Consider the following 24,569-nt stretch of genomic DNA (forward strand, 5'->3'; position numbering starts at 1 on the left):
GCCTCTCCGGAGGTGTTCACCCGCCGGGCGCTATTAACAAAACTGGAATCGGAGTTCAACGGTCCCAGTTGTGCCGCTCGAGATGCGTCACGTCGGTCTTTGCCGCCGCAGCGATAGCGTCAGGCCAGCGAAGCCCGTTTGCTTCGTAATGCTGCACCGCGTCGGCCAATGCTTCGGCCCGCGGAGTGAGTCGCCAGCCGAGCGACCGGAACAGCGTGACCGCCTGGGTTTCCCGCGTGCAGGTCGCGGTGACGGCGTCCACGCGCAGATCTGCGGCCACGTGGCCGAACAGCGTCGCCGGGTATCCGTCGAGGAACAGCGGTGTGTCGGGCGGTGTCCAGCCGGGCAACGGCGTCATCTCGGGTGGGTGCTGACGCCCGACGTGGCGGGCCACGGCCAGCAAGGCCATGTCGCCGAGCACCTGGTCGTCCTCGGCGTCGTCGATCTGGTGCGCCAGGCTGGCTGCGGCTCGGATGGCGTCACCCCACGTCCAGGACGCTTCGAACTCCTCCGAGAGCCGCGCCAGGCGAGCTGCTTTCTCGGTGAGCCGGAATCCGAACGCCGGATAGCCGGCCGAGGCCCCGGTGAAGCCGTCGAGGTATTCGGGAGTAGCCCCGAGGTCCTGCAGGACGTGGCCGTGCAAGCCGAGCGGGTCGTGGTCGTCGAAGGCGGATGCGGTTGACGTGCCGGCGGGCGGATGGGTTCGCCGTTGCGCCCCGGCGTGGTTGGTGACGTAGCGAAGACGGCCGTAGAGCTCGGCGCAGCCCAGGATTGAAGGAGTCATTGCGCGCCCCGGCCGATTCACGCGACCGCGGCAACGCCGTGCGCAGCAGCCAGATCCTCGAGAGTCGCCATGGGTGAAGCTGCCGCGTGGCCAGGCCAGTCCAGGATCCGATCTGCGACGCGAAGCACGCACTCCGCCGAAGTGCGTGCCGTCTCGCGATCGGCCGCCCAACCGGCGACGTAGGGCACGGAGTACGCCAGCGTGTCCATGCCGCAGACCGCGGCGACGACGCACGCCACCGACTCAGCCTCGACCTCCAGCACATGCCGTGGCGTGGTGGCCAACCGGGTTTCGTGGTCGCACAGGATGTGCGCCAGCTCGTGCGTCAGCGTCTTCGCGGCCTGCGCGGGTTCGACGTCGTCGCGCACGGTCACGCGTCGCTCGGAGAAGACGGTTCGGCCGAAGGCGCCGCCGCAGTCTCCACGCTTGACCGTGAAGCCGCATGCGCCGATCTGGGCGGCGACCCCGTCCCACAGGCCGCGTGGCGCGTCACCGCGCAGCGCGATCGGTTCCGGCGGGGACGGCTGCGCGGCCCGCGGGTCCCCCTGCAGCTGGGAGACGTCGACGACCGGCACGAGCATGAACCCCGACAACGCGGGCGCCTTGTCCGGATCCGTCTCGGCGCCCTCGGCGGGTTTGGTGTTCTCGTCGTCGGTCGTCCTGCGGAAGCACGGCTTCCAAATCTTGATCTTGTGCGTGCCCTTGCGCATGAAGCCGTAGCCTTCGCGCTTCCACTCCGAGAGCGGCCGAACGTCGGTGGCTTCCGGACACTGCTGCAGGATCATGATCAAGTTGTTGAGGCTGTAGCGGCGCAGCCACGCCCGGGAGGTGATCAGCCGCTGCCAGCCGTCGGCAGTCATCAGCTTGTCCACGCCCTCCAGCAGCTGCTCGCGGGCAGCTTCGAGGCGCTCGGCGCGTTCTTCGGGCGAAACCGTGCGCCGGGCCTTCGTTGAGGCCCTGGACGGTCGACGGGGTGTGCGCGTCATGACGGATCCCTTCGGATGGGTTTGGTGCGGTGTTGGTGGTTCGGTGGTGCGCCGGGGTTGCCGTCCCGGAACACCACGGCTGTGCGTGGTTCTCGTAGTTCGCGAGCTGTTAGCTCTTGGCGCGTTCCCACTCGAAATCGGCGCCGATCGCGTACCGGCCGTCCGCCTCCCGGACGACTTGCGTCGGCACGTATCCGTCCTGGATCGCAGCGAGCGGGTCAAGGAGCATGATCGTGCTGTCCTCCCAGTACGCCACCGTGGCGCCCGGGTACTGCCGCCCGCAGGCGTTGAGCCAGGCGACTACGACGACCGCGACGTCGGGGCGGAAGCGCGGGGTCCCGGACCGGCTCCAGCCGGACACGGGGTCCACCTGGGCCGGGAAGCCGGGATCGCTGCCGGTGGCGTTGACCTTGACCAGGACTTCGCCCGCCTCGGGTTCGAGCCGGTGAGCACCGGCGAGCAACGCTTGCTCGGCGACGACGTCGGCGGCTGGCGTGGTCAGTTCCCATTCCCACGCACCGGCGCCGATCGGGTAGCGGCCATCGGCGCCCGCTTCGATGCGTTCCGCGTGACCAGCCGCGGTTTCGGTGATGGCGACTGCCTCGCCGTCGAATGCAGCGGCGCTGGCACCGTGGCAGTCGGTCAGCCAGACCACCACGGCTTCAGCCGCCGCGCGGCTGAAGTGCGGCCGAGCGAACCCGTTCCAACGCTTGTCCTCGATCACGGCCGAGAAGACGACGCCGGAGTCGGCCACGGTCACGTAGACCTCGCCCGGCTGGGCGCGATCGCCTGCTGGTGCGGTGTTCATTCGTGAACCTCCGTAGGCGTTCAGGCGGCGGGAGGAACCGAGTGCAGACGCCGAGTCGGCGCGTAGGTGCCGACGACGTAGGTTCCTTCGTGCAGCACCGTCAAGGCGGCGTGCGGCATCGGTTCTCCGGCGTACGGGGTGTGCATGATCAGCTGTCCGGCAAGGTCGCCGTCGGCGTCGTCCGGCACGCGCCGGATGGTGAAGGTGAAGGCGCCGCGCGGGTCACCGACCGAAATGGACACCGTGACCGAGTCCTCGGATTCGTCGGTGTGCACGGCCGCGCTGTTGCACCAGGACAGCGGGATCCGCTCAGGATCGTGCGGACCTTCGCCGTAGTCCGGGTCGGCGTCGGCCGTCGGCTCGAAGTCGGAACACGCGGTGTCGCCGGACGTCGATTCGTAACCTTCCGGAGTCTCGGCCAGTTCCTCCCCGCACGCTCGGCACCGATGCGTCGGAGCCGAGTCCGTGTCGAAGTGCAGAGTGATCGATTCGGCGATGTCGTCGGACAGCCCCATCGGGGTTCCGTCCACGGAGAGTGCAGCAAACATTGCAGCCTCACAAGGAAGTAGAGGTGAGCGCACAGCTCACGAAGACGCGGGACCGCCCGCGCAACGGCGAAAGATCAGAAGATGGAGAAGCCGACGCGACCGGTAGCGCATGCCGGGCACGCGACGGTGCCGGATTCGTCGTCGACCTCGGCGGCGTCGTCGAAGTCCCAGGCGTCGGCGTCGCAGTCGTCGGGCCGGAAGTGCCACGATCCCGACTCCGCCGACCAGCGCATCCCGCACGATCCGCACCCGGCAAGACAGGTTGACGCGCCGAACCCTTCGATTTCGAACAGCGAGCACAGCAAGTCGTCGCTGTCCCCTGATATGCCGGCGACGCCGACCAGGGCTCCCGTGAAGTCGCCCGTCTCGCCGACCAGGTACCACCCGGCCGGGACGGTGTAGGCGCGTTCGGTGATCTCCCACCGGTCGGCGTACGCGTGCCCGTATCGGATCGCTCGGCTGTTGGCTTCCCGGGAAAAGCGGTAGTCGACGCCGACCAGCGCGAAGGGCCGGACGACGTGCACGGCCGTCACTGTGCGTCCCTCGGACAGGTAGGTCTGGCCTGTGTCTTCCTGCAGCACGTCGCGTGTGTCGACGTACCCGGCCGCCTGCAGCTCACCCAGCACGCCGGACACGGACCGGTCGGCGACGTCGGGATACTTGGGCGCGTCCGGGCGGAAGTCCGCAACTTCGATACGCGCGTACGGCTCAACGGCGTACACGCACTCCGCGTACGTGGCGAATTTCAGCGCGTCGTGGAGCCGTCGCCCCCAAGGGTGGTCGGAGCTGCCCACCAGGGCTTGAATGGTGTCCGCCGCGTCGACGGTAAGGGAAAATTGGGACACGCACGCCTCAAGCATGGTCATCACTGAGCCTTCAATCAGGTGAGCGGTGTTGGTTAGTGAACCGGAGATCTTGGGGTTGCCGTCCCGTTCTCTCCTACAATCCATTTTAGGTCCGAGCCACAGGAAATCAAGACCTCCAACGGGTTATTTGCCGACAATTATGCACTCCCCGCAGTCCGTCGGACCAGACCGAGAGATCAATAAATGGAAGCAACACACAGGTCAGCGTGCCGCCGAAACATAGACGAGTAAATGCAGGAATGAACAAAAAGCTAGACAAATTGAGTGCGAGAGGTAAAGATGAGATGACAAGTGAAAGGGTTTTTTTCGAATGAATTCGGTGACGTCAAAGAAGCTGCCGGCAGCGCGCTCTACCGACTGTTCACATGCCTGCCGGCATCCGAGTCGGGCACCACATCGGTAGGCACATTAAGCTTGCCGACCTGGCGCTTCATACGCTGGCGAGGGCTACCGCTCTAGCAGGCACCGCAAGGAGACCGTCGCCAGGACCTTGCGGAGGTAGCCCCCTCTGCCGATCAACTGGCTGCCGCACTGCCCGCGGCATCCTTCCGCCGCGCGCCGCCTCGACGCTGGAGGAAATCCGCGAGATTGAGGGTCTCGGTGCTCACCTGCTGGTCGATCTCGGCGAGCATCGTGCTCAGAAGCGCGACGGTCCGCGGAATAGCCGCGTACTGGCCCAACCGTGCCTGCATACGAATGATATCGCGGTAGACGCCTTCGTTGTACTGGTCGAACTTGCGAGCTCGTTCGAGCAGAATCAGCGCGGTCTCCGGGGAAATGTCGCCGTCTACGCGGATCAGCGCGCCGAGCGCGTCCAAGACATCTCGGCGGACGGACTCCCGGAAGGGTTCGATCCATTGGGCGAGCAAATCCTCGGCGAGGTCGCTGCGGTACAGCTCGACCGCGTCGCGGAGGCTGACATTGCCGTGCTCGTCGGGCGGCCGCGACGCCTGCAGAACGCGCTGCAGTTGCCAGAAGTCGACGTCGAGGAGTTCGTCGCTGAGCCGGTAGCGACCGTCCTCGTTGAGGACGAGGTTGCCCGTCTGACCGTCGGTGGCGTCGGCGAGGGCGCGGCGCAACGTCGAGAGAGTGTTGTGGAATGAGTTGTACGGCCGCGGCGGGCGGCTGTCGGGCCAGACGGCCTCGTTGAGGACCTCGCGCCGGACTCCCTGGGGATGCAGCGCGAGGAAGACGAGGACTTCGCGCTGTTTCGGCGTGAACGCACCGCCCAGCTCGCGATCGCCTGCTTCATCCCGTACGGCGAGTTGGACTCGGCCCAGCACACGCAGGAACAGCCGGGGCTGCTCGGTACCGACCGGCGGTTCCCCGCGGGCCGCCGGCTGGTTGTCCTCGGCGTGCTGCTCCTCCTGCTCGAGCGAGCTGCTTGCCTCGACCTCCGTTGATCGCCGCTCGGGAACCGGTTCCCGTGCCCGTTCGGCGGCGCTCTCTGCAGCTCGGAGCACTTCGAGGAGAGAGGTGGCGTCGGCAGCCGGAACGTTGAACAGGCGCGTACCGGTGAGGACGTCATCGATCCCTGGACTGGTCGCGCTGACGGTGCCGTCCTGGCGTACGAGCAGAGTCGCCCCGGGACGCCACTGGCCGAGGAGCACGCCGGCCATGCCGAGCGTCGAGCCGTTGTCGAGGACGGCTTGCAGGCGACGATCAGCGTGGGATGCAGGCCTGGCGAGCAATACAAGCGAAGGTAAAGCAGGCCGAGCTCCGATCTCCTCGATCGCGCGGCGAGTACGAGTCAGCAGGGCCGCCTCCATCTCGTCGAGCGCGGCATCGAGCGTCGCGACTACGTGAACGCTCCTCGGCAGATCCTCGCCGGCGATGCCGTCGAAAACCAGACACAAGTCGTCAACGGGCACGATCACGCCGACACCGTTGCCAAGCTGCTGCTCGGCAAGCAGGTGCAGGAGAAGCGCGCGAGCGGCCGCGGTCGCTCCGGCGCCGGCGAGACCTAGCCCGCAGGTGCGGGCGAGGCTCAGGGCCAATTCGCGACGTTCTCGAACGCCGATCTTCGCGGGCACCTGGGCCAGCTCGCCGCTGAATTCCGACTCCCCCGGTGAGGCCAGGTCGACGAGCTCGGCAACTTCAACAGGCTGCAGGTCGCCGTCGTCGTGCGCGGCGCAGAGGGCGCGGACCACGGGGGCGATCGGGCGCTCGAGGTCAGCACGGTCGCCGCTTCCGATCCGATAGCGCCGCCGACGCCACATCCTGGTCGACACCACGGCCGCAGCAATCGCTCCGGCGAGGCCGAGGCTGACGAACACGCCCGTCACCAGGTCCACGGCAGGCTCGGGACGGTCTTCACGGTGCTCCCCGGCCGCGGTTGGTTCCGGAGCGGGCTGGGTGGGCGCCGTGGTCGTGGGAGGTGATGGTTGTCGGGGCGGCACTGACGGGTGCTCATGGTTGGGCGCCGGGATGTACGCGGTGATCTTCCAGCCGGGCCGCACGAGATTGGGGTTCGTCAGCGCTCGTCCGTCGGGCTGCTCCACGCCGCGATTCAGCTGGAAGAGCTCGGGCCAACGGCTGCCGCCGCCAGGACCGTAGAGGCGCTCGGCGACGCGCCACATGCTGTCGTAGACCCCGTCGCGTGGGAGCCGGACTTCCTCGGTGACCTGGACCATGCCGGCCGGAGCCGGCGCGGCGGTCTCGATCACCGCGCCGGTCGCCTGTGGTGCTGGACCTGGAGGCAGCGATGCGACGACGGCAACCGGCCGGAGACCGACTGTGGGCGCCGCGGTGCCCGCAAGCGGCGCCGAGTACGAGCTTCGGCTGCCGAGCAGGGTGAGCACAATGGTCCCGACGAGGACCGCGGCGACCCCGCGCAGTGGGCCGGGACGGCGACTCGGCCACGTCATTCCGCGTGCCGCGTCGACGGAGCAGCGAAGGACATCCAGAACGAAGAAGAACCAGACGATCCAGCAGACCACCGCCAAGGTGTTCAGCAGCAAGCGGACGCTCATCGGGTTGAGCAGAGTCGCCTGGATCTCGGCCCAGGTCGGCAGCTGGTCGGGCAGCGGCCAGCCCACGAAGTGCACCAGAGCCCAGGGCAGGCCAGCCACGAGGCCGAGCAGGGCGCCGGACGCGAGCAGTCCGCGGGCGCACCGGAGTGCTGCGACGAACACCCGCGTCCGGCGAAAGAGGGCCGGCACGGTCACGGCACCGGTACGGGAGCCCGGGTGGACGCATCGGCGGCCGACGTCCGCGGTCCGGCGAGCGTCGGCGGCGCGCTCGGACTGATCTTCGGAGCAGGCGTGCTCGCGGTCTGCCGCTTGCGCCTGGCCCGGGTCGACTTGCGGCCGTCGCGCCACTGGGCGAGGTCGGCAGCCGGGACATCGGTGAACTTGGCCAGCTCGTCGATGCCGATGACGTCGCTCGCTCCGACGAGGACGTCCCCGAGCTTCCGGTCGATCTCGCTGAGCTTCTCGGCCAGTTCAGTCCGCTGCTGAACGAGCTCGCCGACGCGCCGCGCGGCCTCAGTCCTCTTCACGCTCCGGGCTGCGTCCGCCTCCTCGATGCGGCGTTCGATCTCTTCGGTAGTCACCATTTTCCTGTCCTCTCATGGAAGTACGCCGGAGATTCCGCGCTGTGGTTCAGCTTGTCCGGCCCCGGTTACGGTGATCGAGGCGATGCTGACGAGCCCGAGCAGCTGGGTGGGCTGGTCGATGGTGACGGTTACGGCGACCTTGTTGCCGGTGACCGACACGCTGCCGGTGTGCCCCGCGGCAACGAGGTAACTCCGGGCCGCGGCGCCAGCCCGCTGCGGGACCAGGCGCAGCGAGCCGTCGGCGCGGTACGCAGCCAGATCGATCTCCTGCGCGCCGGCCCGCGCGGCCTCCTGCGCCTCGCCGATCGCGCGGACCTTGGCGGCCAGCGCCAGCCCGCCATCGAGCACGAGACCGGCGAAGAGGAGGGCCGCGAGCGCGATGGTGACGACGAAGGCGGTCACCCGGCCTTCATCATCGTCGCGCAGCCGACGTAGCACTGCGATCGACCTCATGCCGCACCTCCCGAGGTGCCGCGCCAGACGTCGACCGGTGAGGAGAAGGTGGACTCGAACGTCCGGCTGCCTGGCACGCCGAGCGCGGTCAGGTCTCCGAGGCCGACGCTGCACGACACAGTCACGGTCACCGTCGACCCAGGCTTGAGCCCCTGAGTGTCGGCGGAAACCGACAGCGACTGGCAGGCGATCCCGGCCGAGCGCAGGGCCGCGCTGGCAGTGGCCTGAGCGTTTGCGGTGGCTTGCGATGGACTGCGGGCCAGAGTGGCGGCGCGGGCGGCCTGGTGGGCGACGTCGTTGACCCGCAACTTGGTATCGGCCAGCCGACCGCAGAAGACGACGAACAGCAAGAGCAGGATCAGCACCGGGGTCAGGAGAGTGAGCTCGGCCGCGGCGGATCCCCGGTCGTCCCGCCGTAGCGCAAGGATGCTGCGGGCCGCGGTCATGGTGTAACCGCCCTGGCTCCGCTCGGCGGGATGAATTTCTCCACTGGCCCAACGGCTTCTGCGTGGACCGCGAGGGTTGTGAACGGGATCAGGCTGGTCACAGTTCCGGTGACCGTCACGGATACTTGGGCAGCTCCACGCTGGACGTTCACCGAGGTTTCCCGCAACGGTCCGTTGCCCAGTTGCGTGAGGACTCGTTGTCCCTCGGTGTCACCCGTGGCTGAGCTGCCGCCGGAGATTCGTGCCGCGGACAGTGCCTGGGACGCAGCGGCTTGAGCAATGTGGACGGCGTGCATGTACAGCGCGAATTGAGCGATGAGCAGAACTAGCAGCAACAACAGCGGGGTGGCGATGACGAGCTCGGCCGTGCCGGCGCCGCGCTCATCCGTGCGAAGTCGGCGCAGTACGTTTCGAGGCATCGTGGTCACCGGCCTAGAGGGTGATGCCGTTGGCCTTGTCGGTCACCTTGGCGACGATGATTGCGACCACGGCAATCGCCAGGAGGACCAAGGCAGCGGTCACCACGACGGCTTCGGTTGAGTAGCCGCCTTCGTCATGACGGAGCCGTTCCAGCTCGGCACGGACGCGGGCGATCAGAATCTGAACTTCGTTCAACATCAGCTTCTCCTTGAGGGTATGACAGTCTGAAATGGACTCATAAGCCGGCCAGCACGCTGGCAAGGGCGGGATATCCGATGAAGACGAGGAAGCCGATGAACAGCATCACCACGGGCAGGCTCATCCGTTCGGTGGCTGCTTGGGCATCGCCTTCGGCATCGGTGAGTTCGCGAGTACGTAGAGCTGCGGCCTTGGCCGCGAGGCTCGCGCGGACGCGGGCGCCTTCGGTACCCGAGAGGCTGACCGACGCTGCGAGTTCGGAGAGCTGATGCACGTCGAGTTCGCCACCAAGCTGACCGAGGGTGGCCCACGGTGTGGTGCGGGTCAGCTTGGCTGTAACCAGGGCGCGACGAAGTTGTTGGAACGCCCAGCCCTTGCCAATCCCGACCGCATCGGACAGCGCGCCGTCGACACCGGCGCCGCCGGCCAGCAGGACCCGGATGAGGTTCAGGTAGGCCGACAACGCGTGCCGGAAGGTGGAGCGGCGCCGTTCGGCTTCCTTTCGAACCCGGATGTCCGGGAGCAGGAATCCGCCGAGCCCGACGAGGAGACCGGCGACCGTGGGAACCTCCCAGGCGAGGCCAACGTCGGCCACGACGAGCAGCACCTGCATCACGGTCGGCAGCAGCAACCCGGCCAGCGCCAGCGCCGCCTTCTCGGCCAGGTGGTGCTCGATGCCTTTACCGGTGACCGCGAGGTCCTTGCGTAGCTTGCTGTTGGGCAACCCGAGAGCAGCCAGCGGTTTGACGAACGGGCGGCACACCCGCAGCGCCCAACCGTCGGATTCCGGGGTGAGGATCGGCGGCGGCGCTGGCGCCGCGTGCAGCCGGTCGACCAGGGCCCGCAGCGGCGGCCGCGGCGGGAACACGTAAACCACGAGCGCCCACAAGCCGATGCCGAGCCCGGCTCCCCACAGCAACGCCTCGATCATGATGACGCTCCCTTCCCGGTGAGCAGGTCATCGACGTCGGCGTCGTGCTGGCGGATAGCGCTCAGCTCGGTAAGGAACCTCTCGGGATCACGCTGGCGCACGATCCGCCCGAGCCAGGTGAAGGCGACCGTGAACAGCAGGCCGACGAGCAGCAGCATGATCTGCCCGAACGCCGAGTCGTAGGGGGCGAGATAGCCGCGGTTGAGCAGCACCAGCCCGACCGCGAAGACGAGCGTGGTGATCACGACGACCCGCACGCTGGTCCGGGTCCGGGCGCGCCCGGCTTCGACCCGCATGCGCATCGACGCCTGTTCACGGGCTTCTGCGGCGAGTTCGCCGAGCAGGTCGGCCAGTTGCCGGGCTTGGTGCTCGGCGGCCAGCACGAGTGCGGAGATCACCAGGTCGGCGGTCGGGTCGCGGAGCTGGTCGGCGAGGTGGCGCAGGGAGGGTGCGAGGCGTTCGCCGCGTTCCAGTCGGACGGCCAGTTCGGTGATCTCCTCGCGGATTGCCTCCGGGCAGGCAGCGGAAGTGGCGAGGATGGCCTGTTCCAGACCGGCCGCGGCGACGAGGGTGTCGCGCAGCATCTCCGTCCACCCGGCGATCGCCTCGATGCGTTCGAGCTGGCGCTGGTGGTCGACGTTCGAGCCGAGGATCCGCGGCAGACCGACCACCGCAACCACGGCCAGGATGCCGCCGACCGCCCAGCCGGTAACCATGCCCACCGCCAGGCCAACGAGCATGGCCATGACGAGCAGGCCGACCTGCTTGCGGTCGTGTCGTGCGGCCAGCCAGGTGCTCAGCCGCGACGACGTCACCGCACGCGGAGGCCGACCGCGCAGACCGGCGACGATGAGCAGACCTCCGACGGCGACACCGCCTCCGAGCACGCCCAGCAAGACGATGGTCATAGCGTCCACCAGCCTTCGCGCCGCTCGAACAGGTCCGGGTCGTAGCCCGCTTCGACGAGCAAGTCGACGGTGTCGGTGCGCAGCGGCGCGCCTGGCACCGCGCGCAGATCCGGGCCGGGTCGCCAGACCTCGTTGCTGATGATCTGGGCGCCGTCGGCACCGACGACTTCGCGGATCGAGGAGACGACACGCTTGCTGGGATCGTCTCGGGGCTTTTCCAGGTGCACAACAAAGTGCAGCGCGGCGGCGACCAGGAGGTTGGTCGCCTCCATCGGCAACCGCTCCGAACCTTGCACCGCGTTGGCGGCGAGCTTGGTGAACGCGCCCTGGCTGCTGGAGGAGTGCAGGGTGCCCATGCTGCCGTCGTTGCCCATGGACATCGCGTTGGTCAGCGGGATGACCTCTGGGCCGCGGACCTCGCCGACGATGACCCGGTCCGGGCTCATCCGCAGGGACTGCCACACCAGGTCCGACAGCGAGATCTCGCCTTGGCCCTCGATGTTCGCCTCGCGAGCCTGCAGTGCGACCACGTCCGGGTGGACGTCGGTCTCCTCGCCGAGGCCGAGCTCGAAGACGTCCTCGATGGTCACCAGGCGCTCCCACGGCGGGATGGCCGAGGCCAGGCCGCGCAGCATGGTGGTCTTGCCGATCGCCGTGCCGCCTGTGACGAGGATGTTGCGCTTCGCCTTCACGAGGGCTTTCAGGAAGCTCTCCAGGGCGAGGTCGATCGTCCCGTTCTTGCGCAGGTCGGCGAGGGTGACTTTGGTGAACCGGTGCCGCCGGATCGACACCGACGGCCGCGCGGTCACCGCCATGACCGCCGAGACACGCTCGCCGCCGGGCAGCTGAAAGTTCACGATCGGGCTGCCGCGGTCGAACCTTCGCTCCTCCACGCCGGAACGGGTCGCCAGGTCCCGGATGAGCTCGATCAGCTCGGTGTCGGAACCGACCACCGGAGGCAAACGCTTGCGACCGCCGTCGGCGCGCTTGACGAAGACGCGGGCGCCGTTGATGTTGATGTTCTCGATGTCGGTGTCAGCGAGCAGCGGTTCCAGGCCGGCCAGGCCGAAGACCTCGTCGAGGACCTGGCGGATCACGCGCTGCTCGACCTCGGGGGCCACGAGCATCCCGCCAGCCGCGGAGTTGCGCAGCTCGGCCTGCGCGTGCGCTTCGGCCGCGTCGGTCAGGATGGCCTCGGCCAGGCGACGGCGTGCCGGTGCGTCCATCGGCGGCCGGCCGGCGGACTCGTCGGCCCGGACGCGGTCGCTGAGCTGGCTGGACAGCTCGTCGCGCAGGTGCTGCCGCAGCCGTTCCACCGCCGCGGTCTCACCAGCGGGCCGGTGTGGAAGGTCTGTCGGTCCAGGCACGTGCGGGCGGCCGTTGACCGGCACGGCCCGGTCGGGGCGCGTCATGGCGTCGCCCCGTTCCGGATGTGCGGACCGACCCGCTGCGGGGGTACGCCTGGGACCGACTCGCCGACTACCGCCAGCCGCAGGTGCGGTGGCCGGCTTCCGTCGGTGGTGGTCGGCTGGTGCCCGTGCGCGTGGAGGTTGAGCGCGATCATTGCCGCGGCCCGGCCAAGCGCGGACTTGTCCGCCCCGTGCCGGCTCGTGCCCTGGCCGCTGAGCATCGCCGCGCCTTTGGTGTCGGTGGGCACCCGGCCCATCACCGGGATCTGCAGCGTCTGCGAAACCTCCGCAGTCGGGTAGCCGTCGCCCACCAGGACGAGGCACGGTCGGCGTGACCACTGCTGGGCGGCCTGCAGTTTGAGCGCGACGTGGGCGAGCTCGTCGTCGTGCGGGCGGGAGAGCAGCAGCATCGCGTCCGCACCGCGGACGATCGGCAGCGCGGGGGAACCGGGATCGACCCGGCCGCAGTCGGCGATGACCACGGTGTCCGGCTGGTCGGCCGCGCGACGGAGCGGCGACGAGCCTCCGGAGGCCAGCACCGCGAGCGCTGCACGAGCTTGTTCAGCGCCGACCGGTCCAGGCACGACCCGCAAGCCGCCCGGCAGAGGCTGGGAGTGCTGGACGAGCAGGTTCGGGTCGGCACCTCCACGGCCTCGGGCCGCTGCGGCCAAGCTGACCAAGCCCGGAGTGTCGGGCAGCCGGAAGCGGGCCATCAGGTCGCCGCCGGCTGGGTCGGCTTCGACGACGATCGGACTCTGCTGGGTCGGCCAGCAGGCCCCGAGTGCGGTCGCCAGGGTGGTCGCACCGGGCGAGCCTTTGAGGGAGCAGACGGCGATCAGCATCAGCGTCCTCCCCCGGCAATCGCCACGAGACTGAGCTGGCCCGCCGGGGCCGAAGCCAACGCGCGAGCGTCCGATTCGGCCAGCTGCAAGGAGACCACGGTGACCTGCTCGGTCTCCCGGGCAGCGACGGCGGACACCACCGCGGTCCATGACGACGTCTGGCCGACCGGCGTTCCGACAGCTGGACTTTGCCCCGGCGTCGCGAGGACCGCCACCGTAGTTCCGGGTGCCAGGTCGGGCGGAAACTGTCCCGGCTTGAGCCCCACCGCCGCGACACCCTTGCCGGGCGCAGGAATCTGAGGAACGCCGAGGACCGAGCGCGTCACCAACGAGCCGACGGGCAGGCTGAATGCCACCGGCCGGCCGACCACAGTGGACGCTGCCGACGCGGGCAGCACGTCCATTCCGGAGTCCACCGCCATGCTGACCTGCTTGAGATCCTGAACCTCGAGAAGCTGGCCCACGGCAACGGCACGGGCAAGCGCGACGACGCTTTCGCGGTCGCCGAGCTGCATCCCGGCGAATACGCCTCCGGCCGAGCAAACGGCGACCAGCAGGACGCCGAGCAGCAGGTGGGGCACGCTGCGGCGCCGGCCCCCGCCACGCAGGCGTGCGGGCGTCTTGCCATCACGGCTCGCCCACGACTTCAGCGACGCGGGTTTCGCGTCCGGGCTGGTTGAACTTGCGGTAGTGGTCACCACCGACCTCCTCAAGGCATGACGCCATCGCGACGCGTCGACTCGGGTGTTCGACGTGCCTTTTCTCAAACGAGGGTTGTGTTGTGCGTGCCGGACCTCAGCCGGTCGCGATTCCCTGGCTCTCCGCCACACGGAACGCCGCCGATGCGGAGGTCGTCATGTTCGGGAACGTGCCTCCCGTGCCGGCGCCCGACCACGTCACGGTCCAGTTCACCGTGGCGGTCACTGGGAACGCGTCCGAGCGCTGGCCAGCTGAGGACGTCTTGTACGTGTAGCCGCAGTCCGGCGACGCGCTCTTCGGGTCACCGCCTCCGAGAAACGGCGAGCCGGGGCCGGTGCAGGTCACCGAGCCACCTTCGCCCATCGACCAGGTAACGGAGGTCGGCTTGGCGACCGCGGTCACCGAGACGCCCGGCACCGACGCGGTGGCCGAGACGTCGTCCCAGCCGCTCCGGTCCAGCCACAGCCAGGTCGGCAGGGTGACCAACTGGTCCCCGGCCGGATTAGCTTTGATCTTTGGCGCGGGCAGACGCAGCTGGTTCCGCGCCTGCGCGGCGAGCTCAGCGGGCGATGGCAGCGGCGCCGGACCTGGTTCACCGTCCGCGATCCAGACGGGTGGCCGGTACAGCGCGTCCCGAAAGCCGGCCCCGGTGCATTTGTAGACGTACCAGGCGCCGGACGGCGCCTGCGCACCCGCCAGTCGCCGATAGGCAGCAGGCACCGCCATAGCCGGTCCAGTCCTCGGCGGGACATGGAACGCTGCCGGCTGAGCGCTTCCAGGTGGCGGTCCCTGGTATCCGCTGCGCTCGTAGCCGCACTGGGCGAGGTTGCCGCCGCCTATGATCGTGTCGCCGCCGGGATCCGAAGGTCCGCCGCCGGAGTTGTGGTGCCCTGGGCCTCCGGGCTTGTTCGGCTGGTTGCCGTGGTCGCCACCCTGCTGTCCGCCCTTGCCCGCTCCGAGTTCGCAGCCGGGATTCGGGTACTGGCTGCAGTCGGTGTAGCCGTAGCCGTCGGCGAGCGCGGGCGCGGCCCCGATCACGACGATGGCCGCCGCCAGCACGGCCGCGGGCGCTGCTCGATTCAGCATGTCCCCACCCCCTCCACCGCGAACCTGGTGACCTTCCACGAGCCGTCCGCCTGCTTCTTGACCTCCGCGGTGATCGCGCGATGCCCGCCCGGCGAGTCGGTGAAGGGTGAACCATCCTTCTTGTACTTCAGCCAGTTCGTGCTGTCCCCGCAGTCGGAGATCATGATCGTCGTCGGCTTGCTCGGCGGCGTCTCCTCGGTGACCTTCGGGCTCGTCACCGGCGCGCCCTTCGACACCACGCCGTTGAGGTGGTCGGTGTAGAGGCTGCGGTTGATCACGCCGAGCGCGTCACCGGTCGCGTACTTCGCCACTTCGGGTGATTGCCAGTCCGCTGTCTCGCCGGCTTTCGCCATCGCCTGCCACATGCTGGTGTAGGCATCCGTTGCCAGCTGGGGCGCGGGAGTCGGCTGCGGAACCGAGCTAGAGCTGGTCGCCGGCGGGTGCGACGCAGACGTTGACGGTGCTGCAGAACCGTCGCTGGAGCACGCGCTGAGCGTGAGTGCGGCGAAGCTCAGCAAGATCGCGTGGGTTGACACCTTCGTCCATGATGGACGAATCGCACCTGACGGAGTCGACATCATTCCGCTACCCCTGTTCATCCTGACCGGCATCGCGGCCGCCGTCGCGGTCGTGATGGGTGGTGCGCTCGTGGTCCGTTCTCCCCGCCGGCAGGTAGCGGCGCAGCTGGTGACCGCGGCCGCACTCGTCGGCGCTCTCGCCTGGCGCGCTTCCGACGTGGCGCCGTTCGCGATTTCCGCGAGCGTGGCGGCGTTCGGCGTGCCACTCGCCTTCGCCGACGCGCGACACCGTCGCCTGCCGAACCAGCTTGTTCTCGGACTCGCCGGTTCGGTCGGCGCCGCCGTCATCGCGACCGCTGTCGTCGACCACGACGCCGGTTCGCTGGCTCGCGCACTCGCCGGTGCGGCCGTGACCACCGCGTTCTTCCTCGCCGTGTATTTCATGGCGCCCGGCCAGCTCGGCGGCGGCGACGTGAAGCTGGCCGTTCCTCTCGCGGCGGCGCTTGCGTGGTTCGGCTGGCAAACGCTCGCTCTCGGCAGTCTGCTGCCCTGGCTGGCCGCCGCGATCACGGCGGCGATCATGCGTCTCGGTCGGCGTAGGACCGCGATCCCGATGGGACCGTTCCTGATCGCCGGCACGCTGGCCGCCATGCTCCTCGCGAACGGGTAGCCGATGGATCGGCTCAAGCGAGCAAGACGTCATCGCAGATTCCCTCCCCCTGTAGATCTCGGTGACCGGCCAGCCTTCTCGCCAGACACGGCCGGCCACCGTCCCCTTCGATTCCTCTTCCGTCCCAGGCGCCGGAGCCCGGGTGACTTCCGGTTTAGCGGCCTGACCTCGGCTGAGTGCAAGGTAAGTCGACGGGTGAGTCTGGACTCAGTCGACGGATCTTCACTCGTTCGGACGAAGGTGTCCGGCCGACGGGACGTCAAGGGCTCGACCGGGGCAAGCCGGGTGGCACTTCGTGATAGGTCTGCAGGGGTGGATGACTGGGACGTGCCGTACCGGCAGAGCGTGTACGAGGTACTTGCCCTGCTGCGGGGCGACTGGACCGTCGCCGTCCTCGCGACCCTCGCGCTCGGCGAGCTGGAGTTCACCAAGCTGCGGAACGAGGTGAACGAGGCCGAGGAGCGCTCGGGCTGGACAGCGCACTCAAAGCCGCTGACGGCTCGCACGCTGACCGACACCCTCCGGCGGCTCGAGCAGGACGGGCTCGTCGAACGACGCGCTGAAGGCAGCGCCTTCTCCAGTGTCTGGTACAAGCTGTCACCCGACGGCCGTGCGCTTCTGCGCGCGTTGCGTCCCTTGGCCACGTGGTCGCAGCAGCGTCGCGACCAGACACGAGCCGACAGCCGCGGTCATCGCTAGGCGGTCGACTTGACGACTCGGACCTGATTGCGCCCGGCGTCCTTGGCCGCGAACAGCGCGTTGTCAGCGGAGATCAGGACCTCTTCCAGCGAACTGCCCGCCGCGGGGAACGCAGCTGCGCCGATCGACACGCTGACGTGGAAGCCGGGTCCGGAATCCGGCTCGATGACGGTGCGTTCGACGTGCTCGCGGATGCGGTCCGCGATGGCGTGAATCGCGTCCGGCGAGCTGCCCGGCAGCAGGACGACGAACTCCTCGCCACCGAACCGCCCGCAGAGGTCGTCGCTCCGGACTTCGCTCCGGATGGCGTTGCCGACGATGACGAGCGCCCTGTCGCCGGTCAGGTGTCCGTGAACGTTGTTCACGTCGCGGAAGTGGTCGATGTCGATCATCAGGACGCCGACGCTGAAGCCGTGCTGGCGAGCGCGGTCGATCTCCTTCGCCGCGATGGCGTGCCAGCTCGCCGCGTTGAGCAGTCCGGTCTTCGAATCGGTGGTCGAGGCGTGCTCGAACTGGCGGATCAGGACGCTCCGGTGCAACGCGTAGAGCGGCAGGAACAACACGATCACGAGCCACGGGCGCAGAGTCAAAAGGACCGCGGTCAGCGCGCCCATGCACAATGTCGCCAGCTCGAGGATGTTCTCGTTGAGCGCGCCGAGCATCCGCTTGAACGAAAGGCTCCGCCTGGCGAGGGCGATCGCCACGCCGACGATCGTCGAGTTCGCGGTGAAGTAGATCGCGATCACCGATGCCAAGCCCACCGCGGTCCAGATGCCGACTTCCTGGCCGGGCGGCACGACGTGCAGCTGCTTGGCAGCCCACCCGGCGATCTGGCAGGACAGGATGACGTTCGCCGTGCTGAAGATGACGCGGTGAGCGTGGATCCCGGCGACGCCTCGCCAGCTGCGCAGCCAGAGATGCCCGTACAGCAGCACGGCGACAAAGGCGGCCAAGGCGGTCGGGAGGGTCAGCGCGGCGGCCAGAGTCCACACGGACGAGAAGTTGACGTGCGGGGTGTCCGAAAACCGCCGTCGCCGGCGCTCGACTCGGCGGGTCATCTCCGCGGCCAGGATGCCGAGCCCGACGATCAACCCGCAGGACACGACGTCTCGCCATGCCATCGGGGCGCCCGCGTCGACGATGACGGCAGCTACCGCGATGGCATCGATGACCAGCAGAAACACCGCCGCGGGCCGCGGTAGCAACCAGATAGCCCATCGTGACCAACCGGAGCGCTCAGCGACCTCCTCGTTCGGCATACTGATCTCGCTTCCGTTCCCAGGGGAGGACCCGAGGTCCTCGAGCTCCGGCTGCCGCACCTCGGCACCTCCCGCCGCCGGACGCTCCGGGAGGGGGTCACTATGCGTAACAAGGACTTCTGAGCGCGCTGAATCCACCGGTGCAGGCTCGTCCTCGACAGTTCTCGCCTGCCGAGGTCGAGCCGCCCACCAGACAAACCCCGCCGCGACCGCGGAGAGTGATGCCACCGCGCCCGCCCCGGCGACGACGAAGACGGGATCGAGCCGCTCAGCGACCACGCCGGCGCCGAGGATCGCGACGCCTTGCGAGGTGTAGAGGCAGGTGCTCAGCCGTCCCATCGTGGTGCCGCGGCGCGCGTCCGGCACGAGCTCGACGACAACCGCTTGCAGCCGGATCAAGTAGATGGTGGACAGCGCACCCGAGACGGCCCAGAGGCCTGCGGCCCACCAAGCGCCTGGTAGCGCGAGGCAAGCGATCAGGGGCAGGCCGGACGCCGCCGCCGGCACGACGACCAGCTTCGCCGTGATCGCGGTATCGGGCCGGAACCGGCTGGCCAGCCAGCCGCCCAGCACGCTGCCGACGGGATCGGCAGCCATCAGGACGCCAACCCCGATCGACGTCAGACCCACCGCGTTCGCGTACGGAGCTGCCAGACCCTCGGGTACAACAAGAAATCCGACCATCGCGGCCAGCATGTAGATAGCGACCATGCGCGGGTCGCTGGCTGCCGCCGATGACCGCGGCGTCGACTTGGTCTCGGCTCGGCTGACGGGACGAGCCTGGACAACCGCGGCGACCGCTACGGCGCTCACGAGGAACGTCGCGGCGTTCACCAGCAGGGCGCCGCTCGCGCTCAAGCTCGTGACGAGCAGGCCGCCGAGCCCGAAGCCGGCCACCTGGGCCGTTTGTGTGCTGATCTGCCGGAGGCCGAGACCGGCTTGATACAGCCCGTTCGGAAGCACGTCCGGCAGGAGCGCGAGCTGAGCGGCCTTGAACGGCGCCGCAGCCATCGTCAGGCAGCCGATCAACGACCAAAGGATCCAGAGCGGCATCCCCGGCACGGCCATCGCCGCCGCCAGCACGGCGCGCACGACGTCGGTCACGACGATCACCGTCCGGCGCGGATAGCGGTCCGCCAGACCGGAGAGCAAGAAGCCGCCCAGGATCGCCGGCACGAAGGTCAGGGCGTAGGTGAGCGCCGTCAGCGCCGCGGAGTCCGTGCGCGCGTAGACCAGCAGCGCGAGCGCCACCCGCGCTACCTGATCGCCGAAGACCGACAAGGCTTCGGCGAGCCACAGCGCGCGGAACTCACGACCGCGCAGCGCCGCCGCAAAACCGCGGGACCCGGTTTCGGTCATCGGCCCTCCCCACCGCCGTCGAAACTCGCCCGGCAGGCCCCCTACCTGGAAGAACCACGGTATGCCCGCTCCGTGTCCATGTGGACACAAGTAGCGACAGATCACCCAATCGCAGCACGGCCGTGACGGTCCGCTACTGACTTGATCGACTTCTGCCGATCAGAGCAGGCGGCTGTTGAATCCCGCCGCGACCAGGCGATCGAAGGCGGCGGCCACGGCGGGCGGCACCGGCTGCTCGATGGCGAAGCCACATTTGGGGTAGATCATCACCCGCTGCAGATCGCCGATCATCATGTCGACGACCTCGGCGGCGTCGCCGATCGTCTTGACGTACTCCTCCAGCGTCAGCGGCGCCGACGTGCACGTCACCGCGACTTCAGGCCACAGCCGCCGGCAGGTCGCGAACGCCCGCCGCTCCATGTACGGCATCGAGATGAGGAGCACGGAGTCCGGTGTCAGCCCGGCCCCGATGAGCAGGTCGCGGGAGAGCGTGATGTTGGCGCCGGTGTTCGCGGCCTGAGGCTCGACCAGGATGGCGGTGTCCGGCACGCCCAGCTCCAAGGCGCGCTCGCGGAAGTGGACGGCTTCGCCGCGCGGGAAGATGGCGGCGGTGTCCCGGCTGGTCGCACCGGTGAAGACGACCGTCTGGAACATGCCGCGGTGGTACAGCTCGGCCGCATACTCGGCGACGCCGATGTCGTTGCATCCCAGTGCGATGGCGACGTCGCACGCAGAAATCTCGTGGTGGACCTGGTGGAAGTCCCACACGAGCTCGGCGTCGTGCCACTCCACATCGGTAAGTTGCCGCGTCACGGCGCGTTCGTACTCCCTCGGGTCGCGTGCGCGGGCTTACGCCTGGCGTTCGTACGCGCGGCGAATGCCCGAGATGGCCTGTAGCTGATGCATCATCCCGTACTGCGTCGAGGTTGCGGCAGCGCCCTCCAGCAGCTTGAGCCCGCTATCAGCCGTGGCGGGGTCGGACAGCAGGAGGTGGCCGTGCGCGGTGTCGAGGCGAACGCGCTGCATGGGTGCGTCGCCGGGCCGGTGGTCGAGCGCCACCTGGAAGGCGACGCCGGCTTGGCTTAGGTCGCCATCACCACGGTGCGCTAGGGCCAGCTTCTGGAACGCCACCGACCAGTCCTGCGGCTCTTCGAGAGCCTCGAACTGCCGGATGGCGGGCTTGATGAAGGTGATGGCGTCCGCGTTCCGGCCCGCCTTGCTGAGCGCGGTCCCGACCCAGAGCTGGGCGCGGGTGCGGTCGCGGGCGTCGAGGCGGGTGTCCGTGGCCAGCTGCCGGTACTGCTCGGCGGCAGGTTCGTGGTTTCCGCCCATCTCGTCTAGGACAGCTAGCTGGAGTTCGAGCTGCGCGACCCGCCGGTCGGCACCGAGCTCGCGGAAGACCGCCATAGCGCGTCCGTAGCTCTGCCGGGCGGACATCGGTCCGGTGAGGACGCCTTGGTCCTGCCGCAGATCACCGAGAAGCCGTAGCGACCGGCCGTAGAGGTAGAGCCCGCGGTCATCGCCGCTAGGGACAAGCCGGCCGGTCCAGCGATCCAGCAGGAGCTTCGCCAGGTCGAACTCCTGGCGGCCGAGGCAGACGGCAACCCGGTCCAGGTCGTCGGCCCAGGTTTCGTAGTCAGCGCTCGGACGCGACACCACGGCGGCGCCTTCGGCCAGCAGCTCTTCGAGGCCGCGCGACGTGACGCCGAGCGCCCGTGCGAGTTTCGGCCGCTTGTAAGGCAACGGCTCCGACTTACCGCGTTCCCACTGCCCGACGGTAGTTGTGTCGAGACCCAGTTCGATGGCAAGCGTCTCCTGGGTGTAGCCAGCTGCCTTACGAGCGCGGATGAGCCCGTGGCGCCGCGTTCCCATGATTCACTCCCTAGATCACCGCCTGAGGTCATCAGATTACCGCAGGTCAGAAGGCTGCACGCAAGATCTGCTACAGATTCGCCCCGGATGTACGCCCTGGTGATTCAGCTGGACGACCCGCGAAGGTCGATTTCGGCACCCCGGTGGCTGGTCGACCACCTCGCTTCCCCCTCCGATGTGAGCCCCGGCCACCAGGGGTGCCACCCAAGACCGGCGGCAACTGAAAACCATGACCTCGAAACCGAAATCAGAAGACGAGCCAGCGTGCGGTCCCGAATGGCCGAACGAGGAAGACCTGGCTCTGTACGTGTTGCTCAGCCGCGTACTTCACGGGCTTCGTCACCTTCCTGAATTTTCTTCAGCTGACCAACGTAAAAGCAAGGACCGAACGATGAACGCAACTCGCAAACCTGCCGTACTCGCCGTGAGCGTCGGACTGCGCGATGCGCGCGAGCGCCAGAAGATGGGGCTCCGCGAGTTGGCTCGCCTGCTGGGAATCAGCGCGCAGAAGCTGTCGAACGTGGAACTGGGGACCAACGTCCCCGAGGACACGCTGGTCGCCCAGATCCTCGGGTGCCTCCGAGTGAGCCGCGCCGAATTCGAGCAGGTCATGAAGATCGCCAAGCAGCTCGACGTCCCGAACTTCGTCGACCACACCGCGTCGCCACTGATCGATCTTTTGTGGACTTACGAGCAGCTTTCGAGCCGGATCGTGGAGTGGGCGCCATTCCGCATCCCGGACCTCCTGCTGCCACCACCGCCGCCCACTGCAGCTCGGGACGAGACCGCGGAGCAGTCCGAACGCCACGACCAGGAGCTGTTTCAGCGCCAGTGTCGTCGGCAGACGATGGAGCAAGGCGGACGCCGGTACGTCTTCTTGATCGGCGACGAGGCCCTGCGCATGGCCCGCGAGGAACCCGACGGCGCCGAGCGGATCAGGCAGCTCCGCGAAGCAGGGCGCCGCCTCGACGTCACAATCCACATCGTCCACTCCGGTCCCGGTTCCGCGGCCGCCTTCACGCTCTTCGAGGACGGCCCCCGGCCGATCGCCGTCGCGCTCAAGCACAGCCACTGCACGACGTACGGCACGGACAAGGAAGTGCTGCACAAGTACCACGACACCGCAAGGGTACTGCTGGGGCGCGCCTTCGCCCAGCCGGTCACGATCGAGGCCTGGCTCGATTCCCTTCAAGCTCGGGCGTCGTGATGGTCGCCGCCGTCATCTTCGTCGACCCGCAGACGATCCAGCCGGTCCTCAACGGCAAGTGGCATCGAATGGACCTCACTGCGGTGCCGCAGCCGGGAGAAGCTGTCACCATGCTCTGCGGCGAATCCGGCGAGGCGGAGTTCAAGCTTTCTGGTGAGGGTCGAAACAACCGCGTCCACCAGCAGTGCGAGCCATGTGATGATGTCCTCCGGCAACGGAAGGGAATTCCGTCACGGCACGATCGGATCGGCCGTCACTGAAGGACTTTCAGAGTCGGGCAGCATGCTCTGGCCAGACAACCGTGACGCCCAGCCCCCGCTCCCTCGCGGCATCAACGACATCCGCGGTTCCGCCGTGGCCGCCGGACGGACCGCCGTCCCACACCGCCACCATCTTGTCCACGACGGACAGAACGTGCTCGCTGGCGGCCATGTAGGCGTCGCGGTTCGACTCGGTGAACGGCATCGTGTGGACGCTCGCGTTCGCGATGAGGCAGTCGAACTCGGCCACGTTGTCCGGCTTGACCTTGCGCTGGCGGTAGTCCGCCGCCGGCAGCACGACTTCAAGCGTCCCACCCAGCTCCAGAACGACTCGCGCGAAGACCTGGTCGGCGCCCCGGGCCAGGCAGGTGACACCCACGAGATCGTCGCGCTGTTCCTTCGGGATCTCGCGGAGCTCGCCGGCCACGAGTTCGGCGGTGGCCGCGGTCAGGTTGGAGTGGCCGGTGATTCCGATGCGCATCAAGGTGTCCTCTTCCTAGACGGCAAGCTTCGCTGCGACGACCTCGCGGGCGTCGCGCACGGCAGGAACCGTAGCGAACGCCCCTGCTTCCCGATGGAAGTCCCGGAGCTTGACTCCGACTCGCCTGGACGTCCACGGCGCAGCGTCGGGCAGCGCCATGCCGATCAGCTCGGCGGCGCGTTCCGGCTGGCAGGTGATCAGGTGGGCGCGCGCGAACCCGACGAGGTCGAAGACGCGGTTGCGGACCCGATCGGGATCGCGCAGGGCGAGCGCGCGGCCGATGTAGTGTTGAGCTTGGCCAGCGTGCCGGGCATCGTGCCGGGACAGGTCGCGGTAGCGGGCGCCGATGACGCCCATCAGCTCGGCTCCGTCCAAGCTTCAGACCGAGCGGGTTGCCGCGTCGCCGTCACGAGTCCCTCGCTGAAGTAGTCCTCGGCGAGCCGGACGGACCGCCGGAACGCGGGCGCGTCACCGAGCTGGGCGTGCGCCCACGCCTCGCGGGTGGCCAGGACAGCCCGCAGCCGCGGAATGGCCGTCCGGCGCGTGGCGTACTGCGTCAGCTGCACGACCTCCAGACCGTCAGCCGGCCGGTCGAGGTCAAAGCACTGCCTGGCCAGCGAGGCGAGAGCGACCGAGGTAAGAGCGTCATCGCCGGCGACGTGGGCCAGCTGAGCCGCCAGCTTGAAGTAGCGCTGCGCCGGTCGAGTGCTGGTGAACGAGGGCCAGGTCGACGATGTAGCGACCTTGGCACTCGGTAGTGGTGCCGGTGAAGGAGCCTGATTATTAGTCGCAACATTCACCACTGCCGGATAACAGAATAGCGAAATGCCTGACAGGCGGGGTTGTGGCGCCGAGTCACAGACCGGTCGAGCAGCGCGGCCCGCGTCGTACCCTTGTAAGCGGGGGTAGTCTGGGCGCTATCATTATGCCCATGTGGCAGTTCGCCCTGTGGGGCCTAGTCGGCGCCGTGGCAAATCGCGGCGTTGTCTTCCTGGAAGCCCTGCAGCGAGCCAAGGGTTGGCCGTGGCCACGACCCTACGGGCCCGGAGGAGGTCCCTACGCTGCCTCGATCATAGTCCACGTAGGTGTCGCTGCTGCTGCCTCGTCAGTTGCTGCAGCGGCAGGTCTTATAACCAACGTCTTGCTGGCCTTTGGGGTAGGAGCCGCAGCTCCCAGTGTTGTCAAGAAATTGGCGAGCTACGCCGAGCGTATGGTGAAAGAAAACGCTGCAGAGGGCGGACTTGAGGTGACCCGCGTCGATCCGCAGTCAAGCAGCGACGATCAGCAGGTGAAGGAGTAACGGG

Annotated in this window: 29 protein-coding genes; 5 read left to right on the forward strand and 24 right to left on the reverse strand. The window is 68.4% G+C overall.

Going from position 1 to position 24,569, the window contains the following annotated elements:
- Positions 1-55 precede the first annotated feature (55 nt).
- The 18 genes from VA596_RS01795 to VA596_RS01880 form a co-directional block, all read right to left on the reverse strand.
- Positions 56-784 (reverse strand): hypothetical protein, encoded by a 729-nt coding sequence (locus VA596_RS01795; protein WP_323322903.1) that lies wholly within the window; start codon positions 782-784, stop codon positions 56-58.
- Positions 785-801: 17 nt separating this feature from the next.
- On the reverse strand, positions 802-1,770 hold the full coding sequence (locus VA596_RS01800) for a hypothetical protein (RefSeq protein WP_323322905.1): 969 nt from the start codon (positions 1,768-1,770) through the stop codon (positions 802-804).
- Positions 1,771-1,879: 109 nt separating this feature from the next.
- Positions 1,880-2,578: a hypothetical protein gene (locus VA596_RS01805; RefSeq protein WP_323322907.1), complete on the reverse strand. Its 699-nt coding sequence runs from the start codon at positions 2,576-2,578 to the stop codon at positions 1,880-1,882.
- Between the two features lie 20 nt (positions 2,579-2,598).
- Positions 2,599-3,093 carry a hypothetical protein gene (locus tag VA596_RS01810; RefSeq protein WP_323322909.1) on the reverse strand — a complete coding sequence of 165 codons (495 nt, stop codon included), beginning with the start codon at positions 3,091-3,093 and terminating at the stop codon, positions 2,599-2,601.
- 107 nt (positions 3,094-3,200) lie between these two features.
- Positions 3,201-3,992: a hypothetical protein gene (locus VA596_RS01815; RefSeq protein WP_323322911.1), complete on the reverse strand. Its 792-nt coding sequence runs from the start codon at positions 3,990-3,992 to the stop codon at positions 3,201-3,203.
- Positions 3,993-4,507: 515 nt separating this feature from the next.
- A complete protein-coding gene (locus tag VA596_RS01820; protein ID WP_323322913.1) occupies positions 4,508-7,159 on the reverse strand; it encodes a hypothetical protein in 2,652 nt (883 codons plus the stop codon).
- Positions 7,156-7,548, reverse strand: a complete 393-nt coding sequence (locus VA596_RS01825; protein ID WP_323322915.1) for a hypothetical protein — start codon at positions 7,546-7,548, stop codon at positions 7,156-7,158. The genes VA596_RS01820 and VA596_RS01825 overlap by 4 nt, the downstream gene beginning before the upstream one ends.
- Before the next feature lie 12 nt (positions 7,549-7,560).
- Positions 7,561-8,001 carry a pilus assembly protein TadG-related protein gene (locus VA596_RS01830; RefSeq protein ID WP_323322917.1) on the reverse strand — a complete coding sequence of 147 codons (441 nt, stop codon included), beginning with the start codon at positions 7,999-8,001 and terminating at the stop codon, positions 7,561-7,563.
- The gene (locus VA596_RS01835) at positions 7,998-8,447 is read right to left on the reverse strand and encodes a TadE/TadG family type IV pilus assembly protein (RefSeq protein ID WP_323322919.1); all 450 of its coding nucleotides are present in this window, start codon (positions 8,445-8,447) and stop codon (positions 7,998-8,000) included. Before VA596_RS01835 ends, VA596_RS01830 begins: the two co-directional genes overlap by 4 nt.
- Positions 8,444-8,866 carry a TadE/TadG family type IV pilus assembly protein gene (locus tag VA596_RS01840; protein WP_323325590.1) on the reverse strand — a complete coding sequence of 141 codons (423 nt, stop codon included), beginning with the start codon at positions 8,864-8,866 and terminating at the stop codon, positions 8,444-8,446. The genes VA596_RS01835 and VA596_RS01840 overlap by 4 nt, the downstream gene beginning before the upstream one ends.
- A gap of 13 nt (positions 8,867-8,879) precedes the next feature.
- The gene (locus VA596_RS01845) at positions 8,880-9,065 is read right to left on the reverse strand and encodes a hypothetical protein (protein ID WP_323322921.1); all 186 of its coding nucleotides are present in this window, start codon (positions 9,063-9,065) and stop codon (positions 8,880-8,882) included.
- Positions 9,066-9,102: 37 nt separating this feature from the next.
- A complete protein-coding gene (locus VA596_RS01850) occupies positions 9,103-9,996 on the reverse strand; it encodes a type II secretion system F family protein (protein WP_323322923.1) in 894 nt (297 codons plus the stop codon).
- Positions 9,993-10,904, reverse strand: coding sequence for a type II secretion system F family protein (locus tag VA596_RS01855; RefSeq protein ID WP_323322925.1), 912 nt, complete (start codon positions 10,902-10,904; stop codon positions 9,993-9,995). Before VA596_RS01855 ends, VA596_RS01850 begins: the two co-directional genes overlap by 4 nt.
- Positions 10,901-12,220, reverse strand: coding sequence for a CpaF family protein (locus VA596_RS01860; protein WP_323322927.1), 1,320 nt, complete (start codon positions 12,218-12,220; stop codon positions 10,901-10,903). The genes VA596_RS01855 and VA596_RS01860 overlap by 4 nt, the downstream gene beginning before the upstream one ends.
- A gap of 92 nt (positions 12,221-12,312) precedes the next feature.
- The gene (locus VA596_RS01865; protein ID WP_323322929.1) at positions 12,313-13,155 is read right to left on the reverse strand and encodes a chromosome partitioning protein; all 843 of its coding nucleotides are present in this window, start codon (positions 13,153-13,155) and stop codon (positions 12,313-12,315) included.
- Positions 13,155-13,853 carry a hypothetical protein gene (locus VA596_RS01870; RefSeq protein WP_323322931.1) on the reverse strand — a complete coding sequence of 233 codons (699 nt, stop codon included), beginning with the start codon at positions 13,851-13,853 and terminating at the stop codon, positions 13,155-13,157. Before VA596_RS01870 ends, VA596_RS01865 begins: the two co-directional genes overlap by 1 nt.
- Positions 13,854-13,950: 97 nt before the next feature.
- A complete protein-coding gene (locus VA596_RS01875; RefSeq protein WP_323322933.1) occupies positions 13,951-14,913 on the reverse strand; it encodes a hypothetical protein in 963 nt (320 codons plus the stop codon).
- 20 nt (positions 14,914-14,933) lie between these two features.
- Positions 14,934-15,251, reverse strand: coding sequence for a hypothetical protein (locus VA596_RS01880; RefSeq protein WP_323322935.1), 318 nt, complete (start codon positions 15,249-15,251; stop codon positions 14,934-14,936).
- A 184-nt stretch (positions 15,252-15,435) separates the two neighbouring features.
- On the opposite strand from VA596_RS01880, the gene VA596_RS01885 reads away from it, so the two are divergent.
- Positions 15,436-16,128 (forward strand): A24 family peptidase, encoded by a 693-nt coding sequence (locus tag VA596_RS01885; protein WP_323322937.1) that lies wholly within the window; start codon positions 15,436-15,438, stop codon positions 16,126-16,128.
- A 312-nt stretch (positions 16,129-16,440) separates the two neighbouring features.
- Positions 16,441-16,827 carry a winged helix-turn-helix transcriptional regulator gene (locus tag VA596_RS01890; RefSeq protein ID WP_323322939.1) on the forward strand — a complete coding sequence of 129 codons (387 nt, stop codon included), beginning with the start codon at positions 16,441-16,443 and terminating at the stop codon, positions 16,825-16,827.
- Here the strand turns inward: VA596_RS01890 and VA596_RS01895 are convergent.
- The 3 genes from VA596_RS01895 to VA596_RS01905 form a co-directional block, all read right to left on the reverse strand.
- The gene (locus tag VA596_RS01895) at positions 16,824-19,445 is read right to left on the reverse strand and encodes an MFS transporter (protein ID WP_323322941.1); all 2,622 of its coding nucleotides are present in this window, start codon (positions 19,443-19,445) and stop codon (positions 16,824-16,826) included. The two genes, VA596_RS01890 and VA596_RS01895, sit on opposite strands and share 4 nt — an antisense overlap.
- 159 nt (positions 19,446-19,604) lie before the next feature.
- Positions 19,605-20,258 carry a YdcF family protein gene (locus VA596_RS01900; protein ID WP_323322943.1) on the reverse strand — a complete coding sequence of 218 codons (654 nt, stop codon included), beginning with the start codon at positions 20,256-20,258 and terminating at the stop codon, positions 19,605-19,607.
- 36 nt (positions 20,259-20,294) lie between these two features.
- A complete protein-coding gene (locus VA596_RS01905) occupies positions 20,295-21,317 on the reverse strand; it encodes a helix-turn-helix transcriptional regulator (protein ID WP_323322945.1) in 1,023 nt (340 codons plus the stop codon).
- Positions 21,318-21,741: 424 nt separating this feature from the next.
- Between VA596_RS01905 and VA596_RS01910 the strand changes: the two genes are divergently transcribed.
- Both VA596_RS01910 and VA596_RS01915 read left to right on the forward strand, forming a co-directional pair.
- Positions 21,742-22,524: a Scr1 family TA system antitoxin-like transcriptional regulator gene (locus VA596_RS01910; RefSeq protein WP_323322947.1), complete on the forward strand. Its 783-nt coding sequence runs from the start codon at positions 21,742-21,744 to the stop codon at positions 22,522-22,524.
- On the forward strand, positions 22,521-22,784 hold the full coding sequence (locus VA596_RS01915; protein WP_323322949.1) for a hypothetical protein: 264 nt from the start codon (positions 22,521-22,523) through the stop codon (positions 22,782-22,784). Before VA596_RS01910 ends, VA596_RS01915 begins: the two co-directional genes overlap by 4 nt.
- Before the next feature lie 7 nt (positions 22,785-22,791).
- Here the strand turns inward: VA596_RS01915 and VA596_RS01920 are convergent, their stop codons facing one another.
- The 3 genes from VA596_RS01920 to VA596_RS01930 are packed head-to-tail and all read right to left on the reverse strand — an operon-like array spanning position 22,792 to position 23,831.
- Positions 22,792-23,268 (reverse strand): hypothetical protein, encoded by a 477-nt coding sequence (locus tag VA596_RS01920; RefSeq protein WP_323322951.1) that lies wholly within the window; start codon positions 23,266-23,268, stop codon positions 22,792-22,794.
- A gap of 12 nt (positions 23,269-23,280) precedes the next feature.
- A complete protein-coding gene (locus VA596_RS01925; protein ID WP_323322953.1) occupies positions 23,281-23,622 on the reverse strand; it encodes a hypothetical protein in 342 nt (113 codons plus the stop codon).
- Positions 23,622-23,831, reverse strand: coding sequence for a hypothetical protein (locus VA596_RS01930; RefSeq protein ID WP_323322955.1), 210 nt, complete (start codon positions 23,829-23,831; stop codon positions 23,622-23,624). Before VA596_RS01930 ends, VA596_RS01925 begins: the two co-directional genes overlap by 1 nt.
- A 365-nt stretch (positions 23,832-24,196) precedes the next feature.
- Between VA596_RS01930 and VA596_RS01935 the strand changes: the two genes are divergently transcribed.
- Positions 24,197-24,565 (forward strand): hypothetical protein, encoded by a 369-nt coding sequence (locus VA596_RS01935; RefSeq protein ID WP_323322957.1) that lies wholly within the window; start codon positions 24,197-24,199, stop codon positions 24,563-24,565.
- Positions 24,566-24,569: the final 4 nt, after the last annotated feature.

This window comes from Amycolatopsis heterodermiae, assembly GCF_034929455.1.
Lineage (GTDB): Bacteria > Actinomycetota > Actinomycetes > Mycobacteriales > Pseudonocardiaceae > Amycolatopsis > Amycolatopsis heterodermiae.